The organism is Flavobacterium sp. WC2409 (genome assembly GCF_041200085.1).
Lineage (GTDB): Bacteria > Bacteroidota > Bacteroidia > Flavobacteriales > Flavobacteriaceae > Flavobacterium.
Genome location: NZ_CP165625.1, coordinates 3,060,997 through 3,077,773, shown reverse-complemented (window position 1 = coordinate 3,077,773; position 16,777 = coordinate 3,060,997). Strand labels below are relative to the sequence as shown.

Genomic DNA, 16,777 nt, shown 5'->3' with positions numbered 1-16,777 from the left:
TAATAATTTTATATCTTTGCACTCCCGAAGTTTGGGGTAAAATTATGTTGAAATGAAGAATACAAAAGAATTTTTAATTCCTTTTGTGGGATTAAAGCTAGGGAAACATCATTTTGAATATCAATTAAGTAATGCGTTCTTTGAAATCTTTGATTATGACGAATTTCAAAATTCAGACATCAAAGTAAATGTAGTTTTAGAGAAAAAAAGCACAATGCTTGAATTGGCTTTTAAGCACAAAGGGACGGTAAATGTACCTTGTGATCTTACAAGTGAAGATTTTGATTTGCCTATTAAAGGTAAAATGAAGTTGATTGTCCGTTTTGGAGAGGAGTATAATAATGACAATGAAGAATTGCTTATACTGCCATTTGGGGAATTTGAAATAGATGTTGCGCAGTATATATATGAAATGATTGTGCTGTCTGTTCCTCTAAGGCGAGTCCATCCAGGAGTCAAAGATGGAAGTTTAAAAACGGAAGCTCTTGATAAACTGAAGGAACTTACATTAAAAGAATCAAAAGAAGAAGAAAAGAATAAAGAAGAGAATATTGACCCGCGTTGGGACAAATTAAAGCAACTATTAACGGATAAATAATATAGTAAAATGGCACATCCTAAGAGAAAAATCTCCAAAACAAGAAGAGATAAAAGAAGAACACATTATAAAGCTACTGTAGCTCAAATCGCTACTTGTCCTATCACAGGAGAAGCGCATTTATACCACAGAGCCTACTGGCATGAAGGGAAAATGTACTACAGAGGGCAAGTTGTTATAGATAAGTCTGTAGCTGTTGCTTAATGCATTTTTTACAAATGATATTTGAACTCTCACATAGTGAGAGTTTTTTTGTTGTTTATAATTTTAATTAAATAAGAAGTTCTAAGACAATGGGTTTAGAATTTTTTTTGTAATTTTCAACTCTTTTAAACGTTTTTTCAAATGGCAACATTTGATGTAAAATATTCGAATACAATGAATACAATTACAGCCGCAATTACCGCTGTTGGAGCTTATGTTCCAGAATTTGTGCTTTCAAACAAGGTTCTAGAAACTATGGTTGACACAAATGATGAGTGGATTACCTCTCGTACAGGAATTAAAGAAAGAAGAATTCTTAAAGATAAGGATAAAGGGACTTCTTTTTTAGCCATCAAAGCTGCTCAAGACTTATTGGCTAAAGCAAAAATCGACCCTTTGGAAATTGATATGGTGATAATGGCAACTGCTACAGCAGATATGCCAGTTGCTTCAACTGGAGTTTATGTAGCCACACAAATAGGTGCAACAAATGCTTTCGCCTACGATTTGCAAGCTGCCTGTTCCAGTTTTTTATATGGAATGTCTACAGCAGCAGCTTATATTCAATCAGGTAGGTATAAAAAAGTACTTCTTATAGGTGCCGATAAAATGTCATCAATAGTAGATTACACGGACCGCTCCACATGTATTATTTTTGGAGATGGTGCTGGTGCTGTCTTATTTGAACCTAATTATGAAGGTCTAGGCTTGAAAGATGAATACTTAAGAAGCGACGGAATTGGTCGTGATTTCTTGAAAATTGATGCTGGTGGATCACTTCACCCTACCTCTTTGGATACCATAAAAGAAAACAGACATAATATTGTTCAAGACGGTAAAACTGTTTTTAAATATGCGGTTACTAATATGGCTGATGCAAGTGAGACAATTCTTAAGAGAAACAATTTAACGAATGAGGATGTAGATTGGTTAGTGCCACATCAGGCAAATAAGCGTATAATTGATGCTACTGCAAGTAGAATGAATTTAGAAGATTCTAAAGTTTTAATGAATATAGAGAAGTATGGTAATACTACTTCGGCAACTTTACCTTTAGTGCTTAACGATTTTGAACATTTGTTTAAAAAAGGAGATACTATTATTTTGGCTGCTTTTGGAGGGGGATTCACTTGGGGATCTATTTATTTAAAATGGGCATACGACAAACAATAAATTTAAACTAAAAACAAATAATTATGGATTTAAAAGAAATTCAGAACCTAATCAAATTTGTAGCAAATTCAGGAGTTGCAGAAGTTAAATTAGAAATGGATGATGTTAAAATCACCATTCGTACAACTTTAGAAGGTAATGTTACAGAGACCACGTATGTACAACAAATGCCTGCTCAAAACACACTACAACAAGCTTTAGCTCCACAGCCAGTTGCTCCAGTTGCAGCGGTTCCAGTACCAGTAGCTGAGGATTCTAAATATGTTACTATAAAATCGCCAATTATTGGTACTTTTTATAGAAAACCATCTCCAGATAAACCAATGTTTGTTGAAGTTGGTACTACTATCGGTAAAGGGGACGTGCTTTGTGTTATTGAAGCAATGAAATTATTTAATGAAATTGAGTCTGAAATTTCTGGTAAAATTGTAAAAATATTAGTTGATGATATGTCACCAGTAGAATTTGACCAACCTTTATTCTTAGTTGATCCATCTTAATTAATTTTAAATTATATATTTCGAGCGAACAAATTTGTTGTTTTGAAATAATTTAAAATTTAAAATTCATAATTTAAAATTTAAAACAAGATGTTTAAAAAAATATTAATTGCAAATAGGGGAGAAATTGCACTTCGTGTAATTAGAACTTGCAAAGAAATGGGCATTAAAACTGTTGCTGTTTATTCTACTGCTGATGCAGAGAGTTTACACGTAAGGTTTGCTGACGAAGCGGTTTGTATTGGACCTCCTCCAAGCAACTTGTCCTATTTGAAAATGTCAAATATTATTGCCGCTGCAGAAATTACAAATGCAGATGCAATACATCCAGGATACGGATTCTTATCTGAAAATTCTAAATTTTCTAAAATCTGTCAAGAGCACGGAATCAAATTCATTGGTGCTGCTCCTGAAATGATTGATAGAATGGGTGATAAAGCTTCTGCTAAATCAACTATGATTGAAGCTGGTGTGCCATGTGTACCTGGTTCAGTTGGAATTTTGGAATCATTCGAACAAACTCAAGAAATTGCAAAATCTTTTGGTTACCCAGTAATGCTTAAAGCAACTGCTGGAGGTGGTGGTAAAGGAATGCGTGCAGTTTGGAAAGAAGAAGACTTATTAAAAGCTTGGGAAGGTGCTCGTCAAGAGTCGGCTGCCGCTTTTGGAAATGACGGAATGTATCTTGAAAAATTAATTGAAGAGCCTCGTCATATTGAAATCCAAGTAATTGGTGATTCTTATGGAAAAGCATGTCATCTTTCTGAAAGAGACTGTTCTGTACAAAGACGTCATCAAAAATTAACTGAAGAAACTCCTTCTCCATTCATGACAGACGAATTGCGTTTGAAAATGGGTGAAGCAGCAGTAAAAGCAGCAGAGTATATTAAATACGAAGGTGCAGGAACGGTAGAATTTTTAGTGGACAAACACCGTAATTTCTATTTCATGGAAATGAATACACGTATTCAGGTGGAACACCCAATTACGGAACAAGTTATTGATTATGATTTAATTCGAGAGCAAATTTTAGTTGCTGCTGGTGTGCCTATTTCTGGTAAAAATTATTTGCCACAATTGCACGCTATTGAATGTCGTATTAATGCCGAAGATCCATACAATGATTTTAGACCTTCACCAGGAAAGATAACAACATTACATATGCCAGGTGGACACGGAGTTCGTTTAGATACTCACGTTTATTCAGGTTATACCATTCCACCAAATTACGATTCAATGATCGCTAAATTGATTACTACTGCCCAATCTCGTGAGGAAGCAATTAGTAAAATGAGAAGAGCATTAGATGAATTCGTTATCGAAGGAATTAAAACTACAATTCCATTTCATAGACAATTAATGGATGATCCTAGATATATTGCTGGTGATTATACTACTGCGTTCATGGATACTTTTAAAATGATTAGTCCTGAATAAAAGGAAAAAGATCAAATAAAAAAAGCATCACTTTTCAGTGATGCTTTTTTATATTAAAATCCCGAAATTTTATTTCGGGATTTTTTTTATGCTCCTAATTTACTTGAAATGGCAGCAGGAACTCCAGCTTTGTTTACCATAAAAGAGGTTGTTTTGTATTTTACGAAATCCTTAGTTACGTATAAATAACCTTTGTAGTCATTTGTAGCTCCCCAAGAATTTTTAACAATATAATATTCTTTACCCAATTGATCCTTAGCAATTCCAACAATATGCATCGCATGATCATCTGTAGTTTGATAATTATCAAATGCTTTTTGACGCATTTCTTCAGTAATTTCTGGTTCTTCTTTTGGACCATTAAACATATTTTCCTTTTCTTCTTTGGTCATGTCATCATAGTTCTTTGTTGGAACATAAGCAACACCATTTTTCCAACTAAAACTTTTTTCGCTTACATCTGTTGCCCAAGCTACAGTGAATCCATTTTTTAATGCGTTATCAATGATGGCAGTCATGTCATTCATTTTTACATTGTAAACCAAATCAAATGACCAGTTATCTGGAACCATCATCATTGTTTTTTTATAATAAGGCTCAGTAGAATAAGAAGCAAATTCAACATATTCATCAGGATTAATCCCTATTAATTCTTTTGCAAATGTTTGGGGAGTGTAATTTTTTCCTTTATAAGCAAAGGTTTTTGGTACTTCACCTAAATAAGAATCAATAACTGCTGCATATGCTTTTTCCCAGTTTGGGGTCAATTCTCCGTTTGGATTTTTTACCACTGCGGCTAATAATGCTTCGGTAATTCCTGACATTTCAGCAAATTTGTTTTTTGTAGTACCGTAATTTAGTCCACTATAAACTTCTTGTGGCACTGCTCCGTATTTTTTGTACATATTAATTACATCGTGTAATTCTCCACCGTCACCTAGGGTAACAGCTCCATGCATACGTACATAATTCTTGCCTTTTTCCACATAAGCATTACGAGCCGAAAATACTTGTGATATTTCGACAGGTTGTTTGCCTAATCGGATCATTTCTGATTCTAAGTAAGAATTGGTAGAATAACTCCAGCAAGTTCCTGATGAACCTTGGTTTTTTATGGAAGTATTTGCAAGATTAATTACGTCAGTAAATTTAAAACTTTCAACACTTTTTTCACTGGCATTAACTTTTAGAGAATTTACTAGCCCATCTTGTGCAGAAGCGACACTCATACCTAATACTAGTGTAGAGGCTATAAACAGATTTTTTACTTGAAATGTATACATTGTTTAATTTTTTGATAGTTACTATTGGTGTGTATTTATAACAATTGTTACAGTATATGCTTGTTTTTTAACATTAATTTACAAAGTTTCTTTTAACCATTTAAAAAACTCTTTTTGCCATACTTGAGCGTTTTGAGGTTTTAGAACCCAATGGTTTTCTTCTGGGAAATAGATAAATCTACTTTTTATTCCGCGTAATTGTGCCGCTTGAAATGCTTCTTGACCTTGTCCTATTGGTACACGGAAATCTTTACCTCCTTGAAAAATTAATATTGGAGTATTCCATTTTTCTACTAAACTGGCAGGATTGAAAGTAGTATATGTTTTTTGGGCAACAGCATTGTCTTTTTCCCAATAAGGACCACCAAAATCCCAATTATTAAAGAAAACCTCTTCAGTAGTTCCAAACATACTTTGAGTATTGAATACGCCATCGTGTGCGATAAAAGTTTTGAAACGATTGTTGTGTATCCCAGCCAAATAAAAGGCCGAATACCCACCGTAACTTGCACCTATACATCCTAAACGACTTTTGTCAACATAACTTTCTTTGGCTACATCATCAATTGCCGATAGGTAATCGTCCATCACTTGTCCACCCCAATCTTTACTAATTTGTTCATTCCATTCTACTCCATGTCCTGGCATTCCGCGACGATTTGGCGCTACAACGATATAACCATTTGCGGCCATTAATTGAAAATTCCAACGGAACGAATAAAATTGAGTCAACGCACTTTGAGGTCCTCCTTGGCAATACAAAAGAGTTGGGTATTTTTTTGAAGCATCAAAATTAGGAGGCAAAATTACCCAAACTAACATTTTTTTACCATCAGTTGTGGTTACATACCTTCTTTCTGTTTTGCTTAGCGCCAAAGAATTATAAGTAGCTGTGTTTACATTTGACAATTGTTTCCATGTTTTCTTTTTTTGATCATAAGAAAATAATTCCGAAGCATGATTCATATCCGCTCTTGTAACAATAACATTGTTTCCAGAGAACCCTACGATTTCGTTTACATCAAAATCACCATTTGTAACTTGGTCTACATGCACGGCGATTTTTGTAAAACCAGGGAAGTTTACTTCAAATAGTTGTTTCGTTCCATCAACGGCAGCAATAAAATAGATTTTTGTTCCATCAGCGCTCCAAGTAAAACTATCTACAGTTCCATCCCAGTTTGCTGTTAAATTCATTTTCATTCCTTTAAAATCAACAATAATGTCATTTTTATCGGCTTCATAACCATCTCGTTTCATTTGTAACCAAGTTAAATTTCCTGAAGGAGAGAATTTTGGAGATACATCATAACCAAGATTATCTTCGGTTCTATTTACCGTTTTTCCAGTTTCTATATTGTATTCAAAAATATTGGTATTGGTCGAAATGGCATATTGTGTGCCTACTTTTTTCTTAGAAACATATAAAATGTGTTTGCTGTCTGGAGACCAAATGTAATCTTCGTCTCCACCAAAAGGTTTTTGCGGACTATCAAATGCTTCTGAACTTAGAATATCTACACCAACAGCTCCTTCGCTAGTTTCTTTATAAAAAACATGATTGAATTTACCTTCATTCCAGGTGTCCCAATGACGATAGTCTAGACCATCATAAATTTGAACATCTGAATTTTCAAGCTCGGGATAAAAATCTTTCCCAAGTACATTGTTGATTTTTACCTCTTCATTGTAGACAATGTATTTCCCATCTGGCGAAATGTTTTTGTCTTTTACCAAAGTTTTATAATCAACTACTTCAGTTGATTTTCCGCCATTAACAGGAACAGTATAGAATTTAGAATCCGATTTATTTTCCTCAACAGAAGGGATAGTTACTTTATAAACTACATTTTTTGCATCGGTAGATATTCCTATAGGAGTTACTCTTCCTAATTTCCAGAGTTTTTCTGGGGTCATTACATTTTGACCAATTGCGCTTAAACTCATCATAGTTAGGGTTGTAAGGAGTATTTTTTTCATATAAAATTAAATTATTTTGGGTTCCTAAAAGTACAATTTTATTCTAAAATGAGAATCAGGATTATGTTAACTCTTTCAAAATGTTATTTTGTTTAAAACAGCGATAAGCATGTGTTTAATTCACTAAAAATATTATTTTTATAGAAAAATTAGAACATGCAACTAAGTTATTGGGAATTAAAAAATTGGTTTACAAATGTAGATTATACTGTTGTAGGAAGCGGAATTGTAGGTTTACACGCTGCGTTGCGCTTGCGCGAAAGGTTCCCTGATAGTAAAATTTTAGTTCTTGAAAAAGGAATGTTGCCGCATGGAGCCAGTACTAAGAATGCTGGTTTTGCTTGTTTTGGGAGCATTTCTGAAATTATAGATGATTTAAAATCCCATTCGGAAGAAGAGGTAGTAGGTCTTATTGAAAAACGGTGGCAAGGGTTGCAATTGTTAAGGAAACGATTAGGAGATACCGCGATTGATTTTAAACCATTTGGGGGATATGAAGTTTTTTTAAATTCTGATGATAGTTGTTATACGGAATGTATTAATAAATTGCCTTTTATAAATGAAATCCTAAAACCATTATTTAAAGCCGACGTTTTTGCCAAGCAAGTAGACCGTTTTAGTTTTAACGGCACAAAAGATTATTTAGTTTACAACCCTTTTGAAGGTCAGATTGATACAGGTAATATGATGCAGGCATTATTGAAAAATGCGTATTCTGAAAATATATTGATTTTGAACCAACAAACAGTCACTTCTTTTTTGGATAAAGGAAATGAAGTTGAGATCAACCTTGGTAATTTTAGTTTTATTACCAAAAAAGTTTTGTTTGCTACCAATGGATTTTCAAATCAATTGACTAATGGTGCTGTAAAGCCAGCGAGAGCCCAAGTTTTAATAACGGAACCAATAAAAGATTTAGATATAAAAGGGACATTTCATTTAGACAGAGGGTATTACTATTTTCGAAATATTGGAGATCGTATATTATTAGGTGGTGGAAGAAATCTTGATTTTGAGGCAGAAAACACAACGGAGTTTGCGCAGACAGAAATTGTACAAAATAAATTGGAACAATTATTAAAAGAAGTAATTTTGCCCAACCGAGATTTTAAAATTGAACACCGTTGGAGCGGTATTATGGGTATTGGTAACAGTAAGAAACCCATAGTTTCACAATTGTCTGAAAACGTTTATTGTGGAGTGCGATTAGGAGGAATGGGAGTAGCAATAGGAAGTTTAATAGGAACAGAATTAGCAGATTTAGTATAATGGGAATAAAAATTACACCTAAGAAAACCGCAAAAAAACCAGTAAAAAAAGAACCAGCCTCTTTTATGAATAAACTAAGAGTTATTTTATTTAAAACATTCTTATGGTTCATCGGACTGTCCGTATTTTTGGTAGTATTTTTTAAATTTGTACCAGTACCTATTACGCCACTTATGGCGATAAGAGTTATCGAGAATAAAGTGGCTGGAAAAGAAATTTATTTTAGTCATGACTGGGAGCCATTAGAGAATATTTCGGTCAATTTGCAAAAGGCAGTTATCGCCAGTGAAGACGGAACTTTTCTTATTCATAATGGATTTGATTTCGTCGCGATGCAAAAAGCGTATAAAAGTAATGAGCGAGGTCGCAGAATAAAAGGAGGAAGTACGATTTCACAACAAACAGCTAAAAATGTATTTCTTTGGCAAGGAAGAAGCTACATTCGTAAGGGACTAGAAGCTTATTTCACTGTCCTTATTGAAGTGATTTGGGGTAAGGAACGTATTATGGAAGTGTACTTAAATAGTATTGAAATGGGTGATGGAGTGTATGGAGCACAAGCGGCTGCAGAACATTGGTACCGAAAAGATGCTGCAAATCTTACACCACTTCAAGCTGCAGGAATTGCCGCAATTTTACCCAATCCAAGAAAATTCACAGCGACTAGTTCTTCTTCTTATATTAATAATAGAAAAACTAAGATTTTGCGAGTGATGCGTACTATTGGAAAAATAGAATATTAAATGTTAATTAATAAAAATGTTTTTTTCTTTTTAATTTTGTTCTCCGTTTTCAATTATGGACAAAGTAGGAAATCTGAAATTGGCATTATAACAGATAATGATCTTTATACATCCTCCAAAAATGACATGTATTATACGAATGGATTAGCAATTTTTTACCGTCATTTAATTAAAAATAGTAAGTTAGATATCTCTAAAAAAAGTGTAGAATTTACAATAGGACAATATATTTATACACCTCGGTTTATAGACTCTCCTGAAAAAGAAATAATGGACCGTCCTTATGCGGGATATCTTTTTGGAGAAATTGGAGAAAATATATTTTATAAAAACGAATCCGTATTTAAAGCAAATTTTCAAATAGGATATGTTGGACCCAATTCCTATGGTAGAGAAATGCAAAAAAGCTTTCATAGTTTAGTGGGGTATAAAGCAGTTCAGGGTTGGGGATATCAAATTCAAAATGCACTGGCCATTCAAACACATTTCTTATTTTCAAAAAAGTTATTTCCTAATTCTGAGAGTAAAAAAATAGATTTTCATTTTCAATCCGAAGCCAACTTAGGAACCATTTTCACGGGTGCATCTACTGGTTTTTTAACTAGAATAGGATTAAAAAAATTAGTCCCATTATTCGATTCTAATCTTCATGGAGGGGCCATAGGGAGTAATGAAAGCGAGTTTTATTTTTATATAGCACCTAGTATTAACTATCAGTTGTATGATGCCACTATTCAAGGCAGTCTTTTTAATAGTAACAGTACTGTAACTTTCGATTTGGTACCTTTTCGTTTTAATGGCGAAGCAGGTTTTAAATACCGCAAAAACAATCTGAATTTATTTTATGTTTTTGTCTACAGAGGAAAGGAATTAAACAGTAGAACGATTTCGGGATATTTTTATGGCTCTATTGGTGTTTCCTATTTGCTAAAGTAGAATACAAATAAAAAAGACCCAAACTTTGTTTGGGTCTTTGTGGAGAATACCGGATTCGAACCGATCACCTTCCCGATTGTCATCGGGACACTCTAGTTCTTATTTTCAATTAGACTTTCAATATATTTTCTGCTTTTCATTTTTTTAATTTTCATTTCTCTTTGGTATGCTTCGCTTCTTGAAGAATAACTCTCAAAATATTTTAGTTCCCAATCTTTAACCTGTTTAGTGTATTTGCTTTTGCCATTCAAATGATCTCGAAGTCGATCTTGGACATCTTGGCAAGAGCCGACATAAAACTTATTGATAGTTTTTGAATAAATGATATAGGTGTAAAACATAAGGATACAAATAAAAAAGACCCAAACTTTGTTTGGGTCTTTGTGGAGAATACCGGATTCGAACCGGTCACCTCTTGCCTGCCAGGCAAGCACTCTAGCCAAATGAGCTAATCCCCCAATAGTGGCGCAAATATAATATTTTAAAGTATTCAAATAGCATTTTTCAAAAAACAACTTCCAAATTTTTTAAAAAAGTATAGTTTCCTATTTATATTTTTAACTTTACATAAAAACTACTGCTATGGCACTACCTGAATCCAATGGTTCATTATCAACAAAAATAGAAAATAAGATTGCAACCGTACAATTTGGTCATCCGGCAAGCAATTCATTTCCACGTCAATTGTTGGATTCTTTGACTCAAGAATTGAATAATTTAAGTGAGAATTCAGCGGTTTCTGTAATTGTTTTAAAGAGTGTTGGTACTGGAGCATTTTGTGCTGGAGCCTCGTTTGATGAGCTTTTGGCAGTGTCGAATCAGGAAGAAGGGGTTCACTTTTTCTCGGGTTTTGCTCATTTGATAAATGCGATGCGTACTTGTTCAAAAATCATTGTGGGGCGCATTCATGGCAAAGCCGTAGGTGGCGGAGTTGGGATTGCGGCTGCTTGTGACTATGCTTTTGCCACTGCTGATGCCAGCATAAAACTCTCTGAATTAGCCATCGGGATTGGTCCTTTTGTGATAGAACCTGCAGTAAGTCGTAAAATTGGTAAAACGGCCATGACCCAAATGACTTTGGCTGCTCACGAATGGAAAACGGCCGATTGGGCGCTAGAAAAAGGGTTGTATGCCAAACTAGCACAAGACCAAGTAGAACTGGATATTGACATCGATCATTTCACATCGAAATTAGCTTCTTATAATCCTGACGCTTTATTCGAAATGAAAAAAATCATTTGGGAAGGAACCCAAGATTGGGATACTCTTTTACTAGAAAGAGCTGCAGTTACAGGTCAATTAGTCCTGTCTAATTATGCCAAAAATGCCTTGGAACAATTCAAAAAAAAGAAATAATTCTCTAAACTAGTTTTGTTTTAGGAGCTATTTCCTGCTATCCGCTATATTCCCGATATAGAAAAGCTACGGCTAAAAAAAGCCTTGTTTTTCTTATCGGGAGATGCCGCTTCTATCAGGGCTAAAAACCCGTAGAGTAGGAAACCCATTATTTCACACCTATTTCTCATGCCAATTTACTAAATTTGCATTCAAAATTATACTTCGATGAGCAATATCAGAATTACAAAACAATTTAATTTCGAAACAGGGCATGCCTTATATGGTTATGATGGTAAATGTAAAAATGTTCACGGACATAGTTATAAATTATCAGTAACCGTAATAGGAAAACCGATTGTAAACCGTAACGATGTAAAATTCGGAATGGTAATCGATTTTTCGGACTTAAAAAAAATTGTAAAAGAGGAAATTGTAGATCAGTTTGATCACGCCACTGTTTTTAATGAAACTACCCCACATATTGAGTTGGCTAACGAATTAATTAACCGCGGACACCACGTCATCTTAGTCGATTATCAGCCAACTAGTGAAAACATGGTAGTTGATTTTTCTCAAAGAATTATTGCTAGATTACCTGATGGAATTAAATTATTTTCTTTGAAATTACAAGAAACCGAATCTTCTTTTGCAGAATGGTTTGCAAGTGATAACCTATAATTCAATTTTGATATCTTAGTTTGATGAAATTACCTAATAATAAAAAAGTATATTTTGCTTCTGATCAACATTTTGGAGCGCCAACACCCGAATTGAGTTTTCCTAGAGAAAAGCGATTTGTGGCTTGGCTCGACGAAGTGAAAAAAGATGCCGAAGCTATTTTTTTAGTAGGTGATTTATTCGATTTTTGGTTCGAATATAAAACCGTAGTCCCTAAAGGTTTTGTACGTGTTTTAGGCAAACTGGCCGAAATTCGCGACAGCGGAATCCCAATCTATTTTTTCGTAGGAAACCACGATTTATGGATGGATGATTATTTTCAAAAAGAATTAAATATTCCAGTCTATCATGACAATCAAGAATATACTTTTGGGGACAAAACCTTCTTAGTAGGTCACGGTGACGGGAAAGGACCTGGTGATCTAGGTTACAAACGCATGAAAAAAGTATTTACCAATCCGTTTTCTAAATGGCTTTTTCGCTGGTTGCATCCTGATATTGGAGTAGGACTGGCGCAATACCTTTCGGTTAAAAACAAACTCATTTCTGGGGATGAAGATGTTACTTTTTTGGGTGAAGACAACGAATGGTTGATTTTGTATTCCAAAAGAAAACTAGAAACCAAACACTACAATTATCTTGTTTTTGGGCACCGCCATTTACCTATGAAAGTAACAGTAGGTAAAAATTCAGAATATGTGAATCTAGGCGACTGGATTACCTATTTTACTTATGGTGTATTTGATGGAGAAACTTTTGAGTTAAAAAAGTACGAGAATTAATTCATTCCCTCCCCGTTCAAATATTCATCCATATTTATTTTAAATAAAGTACCTTCTACTAGGTCTTTGACTGCGATTAATTCTTGCATAGAAACAGCCAAATCAATTTGAGAACAAGGTGTTTTTAGTAAAAATTTGTGACAATTATTTTTCAAGCTACAATCATCACAACAGTTATTTAAAAGATAACTTTCGTCAATACAACATTGAAACTGTTTCAGTTCGTGTCGACTGAAATAAAACCCCGTTTCTCTAAAAATCAATTGCACTTTATCAGTTAATATTTCGTTCTCTTTTCTCCAAAAAAAAGAAGTCCCTGAATCGTTATAATAAATCTGTTTCATTTCTTGCATAATTCATTCATTTGAAACAAATATAATAATTATTTAGATTAATTCTAAATAAAAAAGATTAAAAAAGTCACAAAAAAGTCGGTAACAAATCCTGAGATTAATTACCGACTTTTTAAGTTATATTAAAATGAGTTTAAGACTCCTCCTTTTCATGTTCGTCAATGTCTTTTTGTAAATCTAGTTTTCTGAATGAAGGAGAGAATATTCCCGTTCCAAGAACAATAATTAAAGTCATACTTCCACCAAAAACTACTGAAGTTACTGTTCCCATCAGTTTGGCTGTTAATCCACTTTCAAAAGCCCCCAACTCATTAGAAGAACCTACAAAAATAGAATTCACTGCCGAAACTCGGCCGCGCATGTGATCGGGAGTTTTTAATTGTAAAATGGTTTGTCGTATCACTACCGAAATTCCATCTACAGCACCGCTCAAAAATAATGCAAATACGGATAGAGCAAAAATGGTAGAAAGTCCAAAAGTAATGATGCAAAGTCCAAAGGCAAAAATCGCTGCCAGTAGCTTCAATCCTGCATTTTTATTCATGGGAACATAAGCAGAAATTATTAATGTCAAAAAAGAACCTACAGCTGGTGCTGCTCTCAGCACACCAAAACCTTCGGGACCCACTTTTAATATATCTTGAGCAAAAATAGGCAAAAGTGCAACCGCTCCACCAAATAGAACCGCCACCATATCCAGTGATAATGCGCCCAAAACGGTTTTATTATTGAAAACAAATTTCACACCTTCTTTCAAACTTTCCATAATAGGTTCCCCAATTTTTGGGTTCAAAATTGGCTTGGCACCAATTTGAGTTAAAGCAATCAGTGCAAAAACAGAACAAGCAAAAACAGAACACATCGACCAGTGCACGCCAATCAAAGTAATAGAAAAACCAGCTACAGCTGGTCCTAAAACAGACCCAATTTGCCAAACGGAACTGCTCCAAGTAGCAGCATTAGGATACACTTTTTTAGGAACCAATAAGGATAAAAGGGAGAATATCGTTGGGCCAAGAAAGGAACGTACAATTCCGCCCAAGAAGACCATAAAATAAATACCATACAAAATAGCTCTTGTTGAATAGTCACTTACAATGGTGGGCCAGGTCAATAAAAACAAACCAAAACTAATTACTGAAAAACCAAAAATACATTTAACGAGAAGGCCTTTTTTCTCATTTTGATCCACAATATGTCCTGCAAATAAAGCCATAGCAACCGCAGGTATGATTTCCATTAAGCCTATAATTCCTAGTGAAAGTGGGTCTTTCGTTAAACTATAAACCTGCCATTCGATAACAATAAATTGCATGGACCAGGCAAAAACCATAGCAAATCGCAATAATAAAAAAGTGTTGAATTCCTTATAACGTAAGGCTGCGTAGGGGTCGTGTGTTTTTTTCATTTGGGTAATCTCAATTATTTAATATCTCTTAATCGCAACTGTAAACTTACTTTACCATTCCATTCGTTTTCATCAATGCAGTAAACGGCTTGAAATGGTTTTTGATGTGTTGTTAAATCCATTTTATTTCCTAGTCCAAAACCAATGGCTGGAATTCCTTCGGAATTGTTTTGTTTGATAAACAATTTTATATGTTCGTCTTCTTGTCCCATTGGTTTTCCGTAACCCGTATCTTTTATGTTTTTAGTGAGGAAAATGGGAGTCATATTTTGTGGTCCAAAAGGCTCAAATTGTTTCAAAATCCGAGTTAGTTTTGGGCTAATGTCAGTAAAATTAATTTCGGCATCGATCTCGATTTCGGGTGTTCGCATATCCGGATGAATCGTTTCTTGTACTTGCTGCTCAAATGCTTGTTTAAAAACAGCATAGTTTTCTGCGGCTAATGTCATTCCTGCGGCATACATATGTCCACCAAATTGTTCCAAATGTTCCGAGCAAGCTTCGAGCGCATTGTACACATCAAACCCTTTTACAGAACGGGCCGAAGCTGCATATTTATCACCACTTTTTGTAAATACTAAGGTGGGACGATAATAGGTTTCTATCAGTCTTGAAGCGACAATCCCAATTACACCTTTGTGCCAATCTTCTTGAAAGACTACAGAGGTAAATCGCTCTTTTTCCTGATTTTCTTCTATTTGCGAAAGCGCTTCTTTGGTAATTTGTTTGTCTAAATCCTTACGGTCGGAATTGTATTGTTCAATTTCGGAAGCAAATTGTTGTGCTTGTTCAAAATTGAATTCGGTTAATAATTCCACAGCATGATTTCCGTGTTTAATTCTGCCAGCTGCATTGATTCGAGGCGCTATGATAAACACGACATCGGTGATGTCAAGGGTTTGTTTCTTTATTTGGTGAATTAAAGCCTTAATTCCAGGCCTTGGATTTTCATTAATAACTTGTAAACCAAAATAAGCTAACACTCGATTTTCACCGGTCATAGGTACAATATCGGCGGCGATTGCAGTTGCTACTAAATCTAAATACGGAATAAAATCATCAATGGTTTGCCCTCTATTGCTTCCTAAAGCTTGTATTAATTTGAAACCCACACCACATCCACACAATTCATCGTATGGATACGAACAATCAGATCTTTTTGGGTCAAGGACAGCGACTGCTTCGGGTAAAGAGTCTCCCGGTCTGTGGTGATCACAAATGATGAAATCAATATTTCTTTCTTTTGCGTAAGCGACATGATCAATGGACTTAATACCACAATCCAAAGCGATAATTAATGAAATCCCATTGTCATCGGCATAGTCAATTCCTTTAAAGGAAACGCCATATCCTTCCAAATAACGATCTGGAATATAAGTGGCAATATTAGGGTAATAGGATTTAAGGTAAGAAGAAACTAGGGAAACTGCGGTGGTTCCATCGACATCATAATCACCAAAAACAAGAATATTTTCTTGATTTGCAATGGCACGTTCGATTCTTTCCACAGCTTTATCCATGTCTTTCATTAAGAAGGGATCATGCAAATGGTCTAGCGAAGGGCGAAAAAAAGCTTTGGCATCTTCAAAAGTTTCAATACCGCGTTGCACCAGTAAAGTGGCCACAAAATCTTCTACACCCAAGGTTGTGGCTAAATGCCTAATCTTATCCTCAGTAGGTTTTTGTTTTATAGTCCAACGCATCGTCTTTTATTTAAAGTTTCTTGTGAAAAGCGAAATGTTCGTTTGATTTATTTCAATTCCAATGCTTCCCCTTCGAACTGAATTCCGTCCCAGCCGTTAATCATAAAGTTGCGAATGTTTTGATGATCCGTTCCTTCAGGATTTTTCAAAACATCTTCAAAATAATAGGCTCCAAAACACGATAAGGTTTCTTCAGGAGTTAAGTTTTGTAATTTGGCGAAAGCAAACAATTTACAAGAACCTGAGTTTTCTCCCGCTGCATTATGTTGATTTCCATTTTGAAAAGTAGTGGGAGTAAAGGTATAATTGGCTTCAATTACAGCAATAGTTTCTGGAAATGTTATTTCTTGTGGAGTATTTTTTAATTTAGAGATATAAGATGCTATCGTCAT

At 34.6% G+C, this 16,777-nt stretch carries 18 protein-coding genes and 1 tRNA gene; 11 read left to right on the top strand and 8 right to left on the bottom strand.

The window, feature by feature from the left end; all coding sequences use genetic code 11:
* Positions 1-52 precede the first annotated feature (52 nt).
* The 5 genes from AB3G34_RS13240 (at position 53) to accC (ending at position 3,912) form a co-directional block, all read left to right on the top strand.
* Positions 53-598 carry a DUF177 domain-containing protein gene (locus tag AB3G34_RS13240; protein ID WP_369752697.1) on the top strand — a complete coding sequence of 182 codons (546 nt, stop codon included), beginning with the start codon at positions 53-55 and terminating at the stop codon, positions 596-598.
* 9 nt (positions 599-607) lie between these two features.
* Positions 608-802, top strand: a complete 195-nt coding sequence (gene rpmF, locus AB3G34_RS13235) for a 50S ribosomal protein L32 (RefSeq protein ID WP_007137315.1) — start codon at positions 608-610, stop codon at positions 800-802.
* A gap of 174 nt (positions 803-976) precedes the next feature.
* Positions 977-1,975, top strand: a complete 999-nt coding sequence (locus AB3G34_RS13230) for a beta-ketoacyl-ACP synthase III (protein ID WP_369754105.1) — start codon at positions 977-979, stop codon at positions 1,973-1,975.
* Positions 1,976-1,998: 23 nt separating this feature from the next.
* Positions 1,999-2,475, top strand: a complete 477-nt coding sequence (gene accB / locus AB3G34_RS13225; RefSeq protein ID WP_367755714.1) for an acetyl-CoA carboxylase biotin carboxyl carrier protein — start codon at positions 1,999-2,001, stop codon at positions 2,473-2,475.
* Positions 2,476-2,565: 90 nt separating this feature from the next.
* A complete protein-coding gene (gene accC, locus AB3G34_RS13220) occupies positions 2,566-3,912 on the top strand; it encodes an acetyl-CoA carboxylase biotin carboxylase subunit (protein WP_367755712.1) in 1,347 nt (448 codons plus the stop codon).
* Positions 3,913-3,998: 86 nt separating this feature from the next.
* On the opposite strand, the gene AB3G34_RS13215 is transcribed toward accC, so the two are convergent.
* Positions 3,999-5,195, bottom strand: coding sequence for an aminopeptidase C (locus tag AB3G34_RS13215; RefSeq protein WP_369752696.1), 1,197 nt, complete (start codon positions 5,193-5,195; stop codon positions 3,999-4,001).
* Between the two features lie 78 nt (positions 5,196-5,273).
* On the bottom strand, positions 5,274-7,175 hold the full coding sequence (locus AB3G34_RS13210; RefSeq protein ID WP_369752695.1) for an alpha/beta fold hydrolase: 1,902 nt from the start codon (positions 7,173-7,175) through the stop codon (positions 5,274-5,276).
* A 156-nt stretch (positions 7,176-7,331) separates the two neighbouring features.
* Between AB3G34_RS13210 and AB3G34_RS13205 the strand changes: the two genes are divergently transcribed.
* From AB3G34_RS13205 to AB3G34_RS13195, 3 genes are read left to right on the top strand one after another with little or no spacing between them, the layout of a single operon-like run.
* Positions 7,332-8,444 (top strand): NAD(P)/FAD-dependent oxidoreductase, encoded by a 1,113-nt coding sequence (locus AB3G34_RS13205; protein WP_369752694.1) that lies wholly within the window; start codon positions 7,332-7,334, stop codon positions 8,442-8,444.
* Entirely contained in the window at positions 8,444-9,187 is a 744-nt protein-coding gene (gene mtgA, locus AB3G34_RS13200; RefSeq protein ID WP_369752693.1) for a monofunctional biosynthetic peptidoglycan transglycosylase, read from the top strand. The genes AB3G34_RS13205 and mtgA overlap by 1 nt, the downstream gene beginning before the upstream one ends.
* Positions 9,188-10,123, top strand: a complete 936-nt coding sequence (locus AB3G34_RS13195; protein WP_369752692.1) for a lipid A deacylase LpxR family protein — start codon at positions 9,188-9,190, stop codon at positions 10,121-10,123. It begins immediately after the preceding gene.
* 92 nt (positions 10,124-10,215) lie between these two features.
* On the opposite strand, the gene AB3G34_RS13190 is transcribed toward AB3G34_RS13195, so the two are convergent.
* Complete coding sequence (locus tag AB3G34_RS13190) at positions 10,216-10,464, bottom strand: GIY-YIG nuclease family protein (protein ID WP_367772392.1); 249 nt, start codon at positions 10,462-10,464, stop codon at positions 10,216-10,218.
* A gap of 43 nt (positions 10,465-10,507) precedes the next feature.
* A tRNA-Ala gene (locus tag AB3G34_RS13185) sits at positions 10,508-10,581 on the bottom strand.
* Between the two features lie 124 nt (positions 10,582-10,705).
* Here AB3G34_RS13185 and AB3G34_RS13180 point away from each other — a divergent pair.
* The 3 genes from AB3G34_RS13180 (at position 10,706) to AB3G34_RS13170 (ending at position 12,921) form a co-directional block, all read left to right on the top strand.
* Entirely contained in the window at positions 10,706-11,479 is a 774-nt protein-coding gene (locus tag AB3G34_RS13180) for an enoyl-CoA hydratase/isomerase family protein (protein ID WP_369752691.1), read from the top strand.
* A gap of 207 nt (positions 11,480-11,686) precedes the next feature.
* Positions 11,687-12,139 carry a 6-pyruvoyl tetrahydropterin synthase family protein gene (locus tag AB3G34_RS13175; protein ID WP_367755698.1) on the top strand — a complete coding sequence of 151 codons (453 nt, stop codon included), beginning with the start codon at positions 11,687-11,689 and terminating at the stop codon, positions 12,137-12,139.
* Positions 12,140-12,162: 23 nt separating this feature from the next.
* A complete protein-coding gene (locus AB3G34_RS13170) occupies positions 12,163-12,921 on the top strand; it encodes a UDP-2,3-diacylglucosamine diphosphatase (protein WP_369752690.1) in 759 nt (252 codons plus the stop codon).
* On the opposite strand, the gene AB3G34_RS13165 is transcribed toward AB3G34_RS13170, so the two are convergent.
* From AB3G34_RS13165 to AB3G34_RS13150, 4 genes are all read right to left on the bottom strand, one after another.
* Positions 12,918-13,274 (bottom strand): hypothetical protein, encoded by a 357-nt coding sequence (locus AB3G34_RS13165; protein WP_369752689.1) that lies wholly within the window; start codon positions 13,272-13,274, stop codon positions 12,918-12,920. The two genes, AB3G34_RS13170 and AB3G34_RS13165, sit on opposite strands and share 4 nt — an antisense overlap.
* A gap of 133 nt (positions 13,275-13,407) precedes the next feature.
* Entirely contained in the window at positions 13,408-14,682 is a 1,275-nt protein-coding gene (locus AB3G34_RS13160) for an MFS transporter (RefSeq protein ID WP_369752688.1), read from the bottom strand.
* A 14-nt stretch (positions 14,683-14,696) separates the two neighbouring features.
* Complete coding sequence (gene recJ / locus AB3G34_RS13155; protein ID WP_369752687.1) at positions 14,697-16,385, bottom strand: single-stranded-DNA-specific exonuclease RecJ; 1,689 nt, start codon at positions 16,383-16,385, stop codon at positions 14,697-14,699.
* Positions 16,386-16,432: 47 nt separating this feature from the next.
* Entirely contained in the window at positions 16,433-16,777 is a 345-nt protein-coding gene (locus tag AB3G34_RS13150) for a HopJ type III effector protein (protein WP_369752686.1), read from the bottom strand.

Excerpts from the sequence above, each read along its gene's own strand:
- AB3G34_RS13240 (WP_369752697.1), top strand. The coding sequence starts at position 53 with ATGAAGAATACAAAAGAATTTTTAATTCCTTTTGTGGGATTAAAGCTA.
- rpmF (WP_007137315.1), top strand. The coding sequence starts at position 608 with ATGGCACATCCTAAGAGAAAAATCTCCAAAACAAGAAGAGATAAAAGA.
- AB3G34_RS13230 (WP_369754105.1), top strand. The coding sequence starts at position 977 with ATGAATACAATTACAGCCGCAATTACCGCTGTTGGAGCTTATGTTCCA.
- accB (WP_367755714.1), top strand. The coding sequence starts at position 1,999 with ATGGATTTAAAAGAAATTCAGAACCTAATCAAATTTGTAGCAAATTCA.
- accC (WP_367755712.1), top strand. The coding sequence starts at position 2,566 with ATGTTTAAAAAAATATTAATTGCAAATAGGGGAGAAATTGCACTTCGT.
- AB3G34_RS13215 (WP_369752696.1), bottom strand. The coding sequence starts at position 5,195 with ATGTATACATTTCAAGTAAAAAATCTGTTTATAGCCTCTACACTAGTA.
- AB3G34_RS13210 (WP_369752695.1), bottom strand. The coding sequence starts at position 7,175 with ATGAAAAAAATACTCCTTACAACCCTAACTATGATGAGTTTAAGCGCA.
- AB3G34_RS13205 (WP_369752694.1), top strand. The coding sequence starts at position 7,332 with ATGCAACTAAGTTATTGGGAATTAAAAAATTGGTTTACAAATGTAGAT.
- mtgA (WP_369752693.1), top strand. The coding sequence starts at position 8,444 with ATGGGAATAAAAATTACACCTAAGAAAACCGCAAAAAAACCAGTAAAA.
- AB3G34_RS13195 (WP_369752692.1), top strand. The coding sequence starts at position 9,188 with ATGTTAATTAATAAAAATGTTTTTTTCTTTTTAATTTTGTTCTCCGTT.
- AB3G34_RS13190 (WP_367772392.1), bottom strand. The coding sequence starts at position 10,464 with ATGTTTTACACCTATATCATTTATTCAAAAACTATCAATAAGTTTTAT.
- AB3G34_RS13180 (WP_369752691.1), top strand. The coding sequence starts at position 10,706 with ATGGCACTACCTGAATCCAATGGTTCATTATCAACAAAAATAGAAAAT.
- AB3G34_RS13175 (WP_367755698.1), top strand. The coding sequence starts at position 11,687 with ATGAGCAATATCAGAATTACAAAACAATTTAATTTCGAAACAGGGCAT.
- AB3G34_RS13170 (WP_369752690.1), top strand. The coding sequence starts at position 12,163 with ATGAAATTACCTAATAATAAAAAAGTATATTTTGCTTCTGATCAACAT.
- AB3G34_RS13165 (WP_369752689.1), bottom strand. The coding sequence starts at position 13,274 with ATGCAAGAAATGAAACAGATTTATTATAACGATTCAGGGACTTCTTTT.
- AB3G34_RS13160 (WP_369752688.1), bottom strand. The coding sequence starts at position 14,682 with ATGAAAAAAACACACGACCCCTACGCAGCCTTACGTTATAAGGAATTC.
- recJ (WP_369752687.1), bottom strand. The coding sequence starts at position 16,385 with ATGCGTTGGACTATAAAACAAAAACCTACTGAGGATAAGATTAGGCAT.
- AB3G34_RS13150 (WP_369752686.1), bottom strand. The coding sequence starts at position 16,777 with ATGACGATAGCATCTTATATCTCTAAATTAAAAAATACTCCACAAGAA.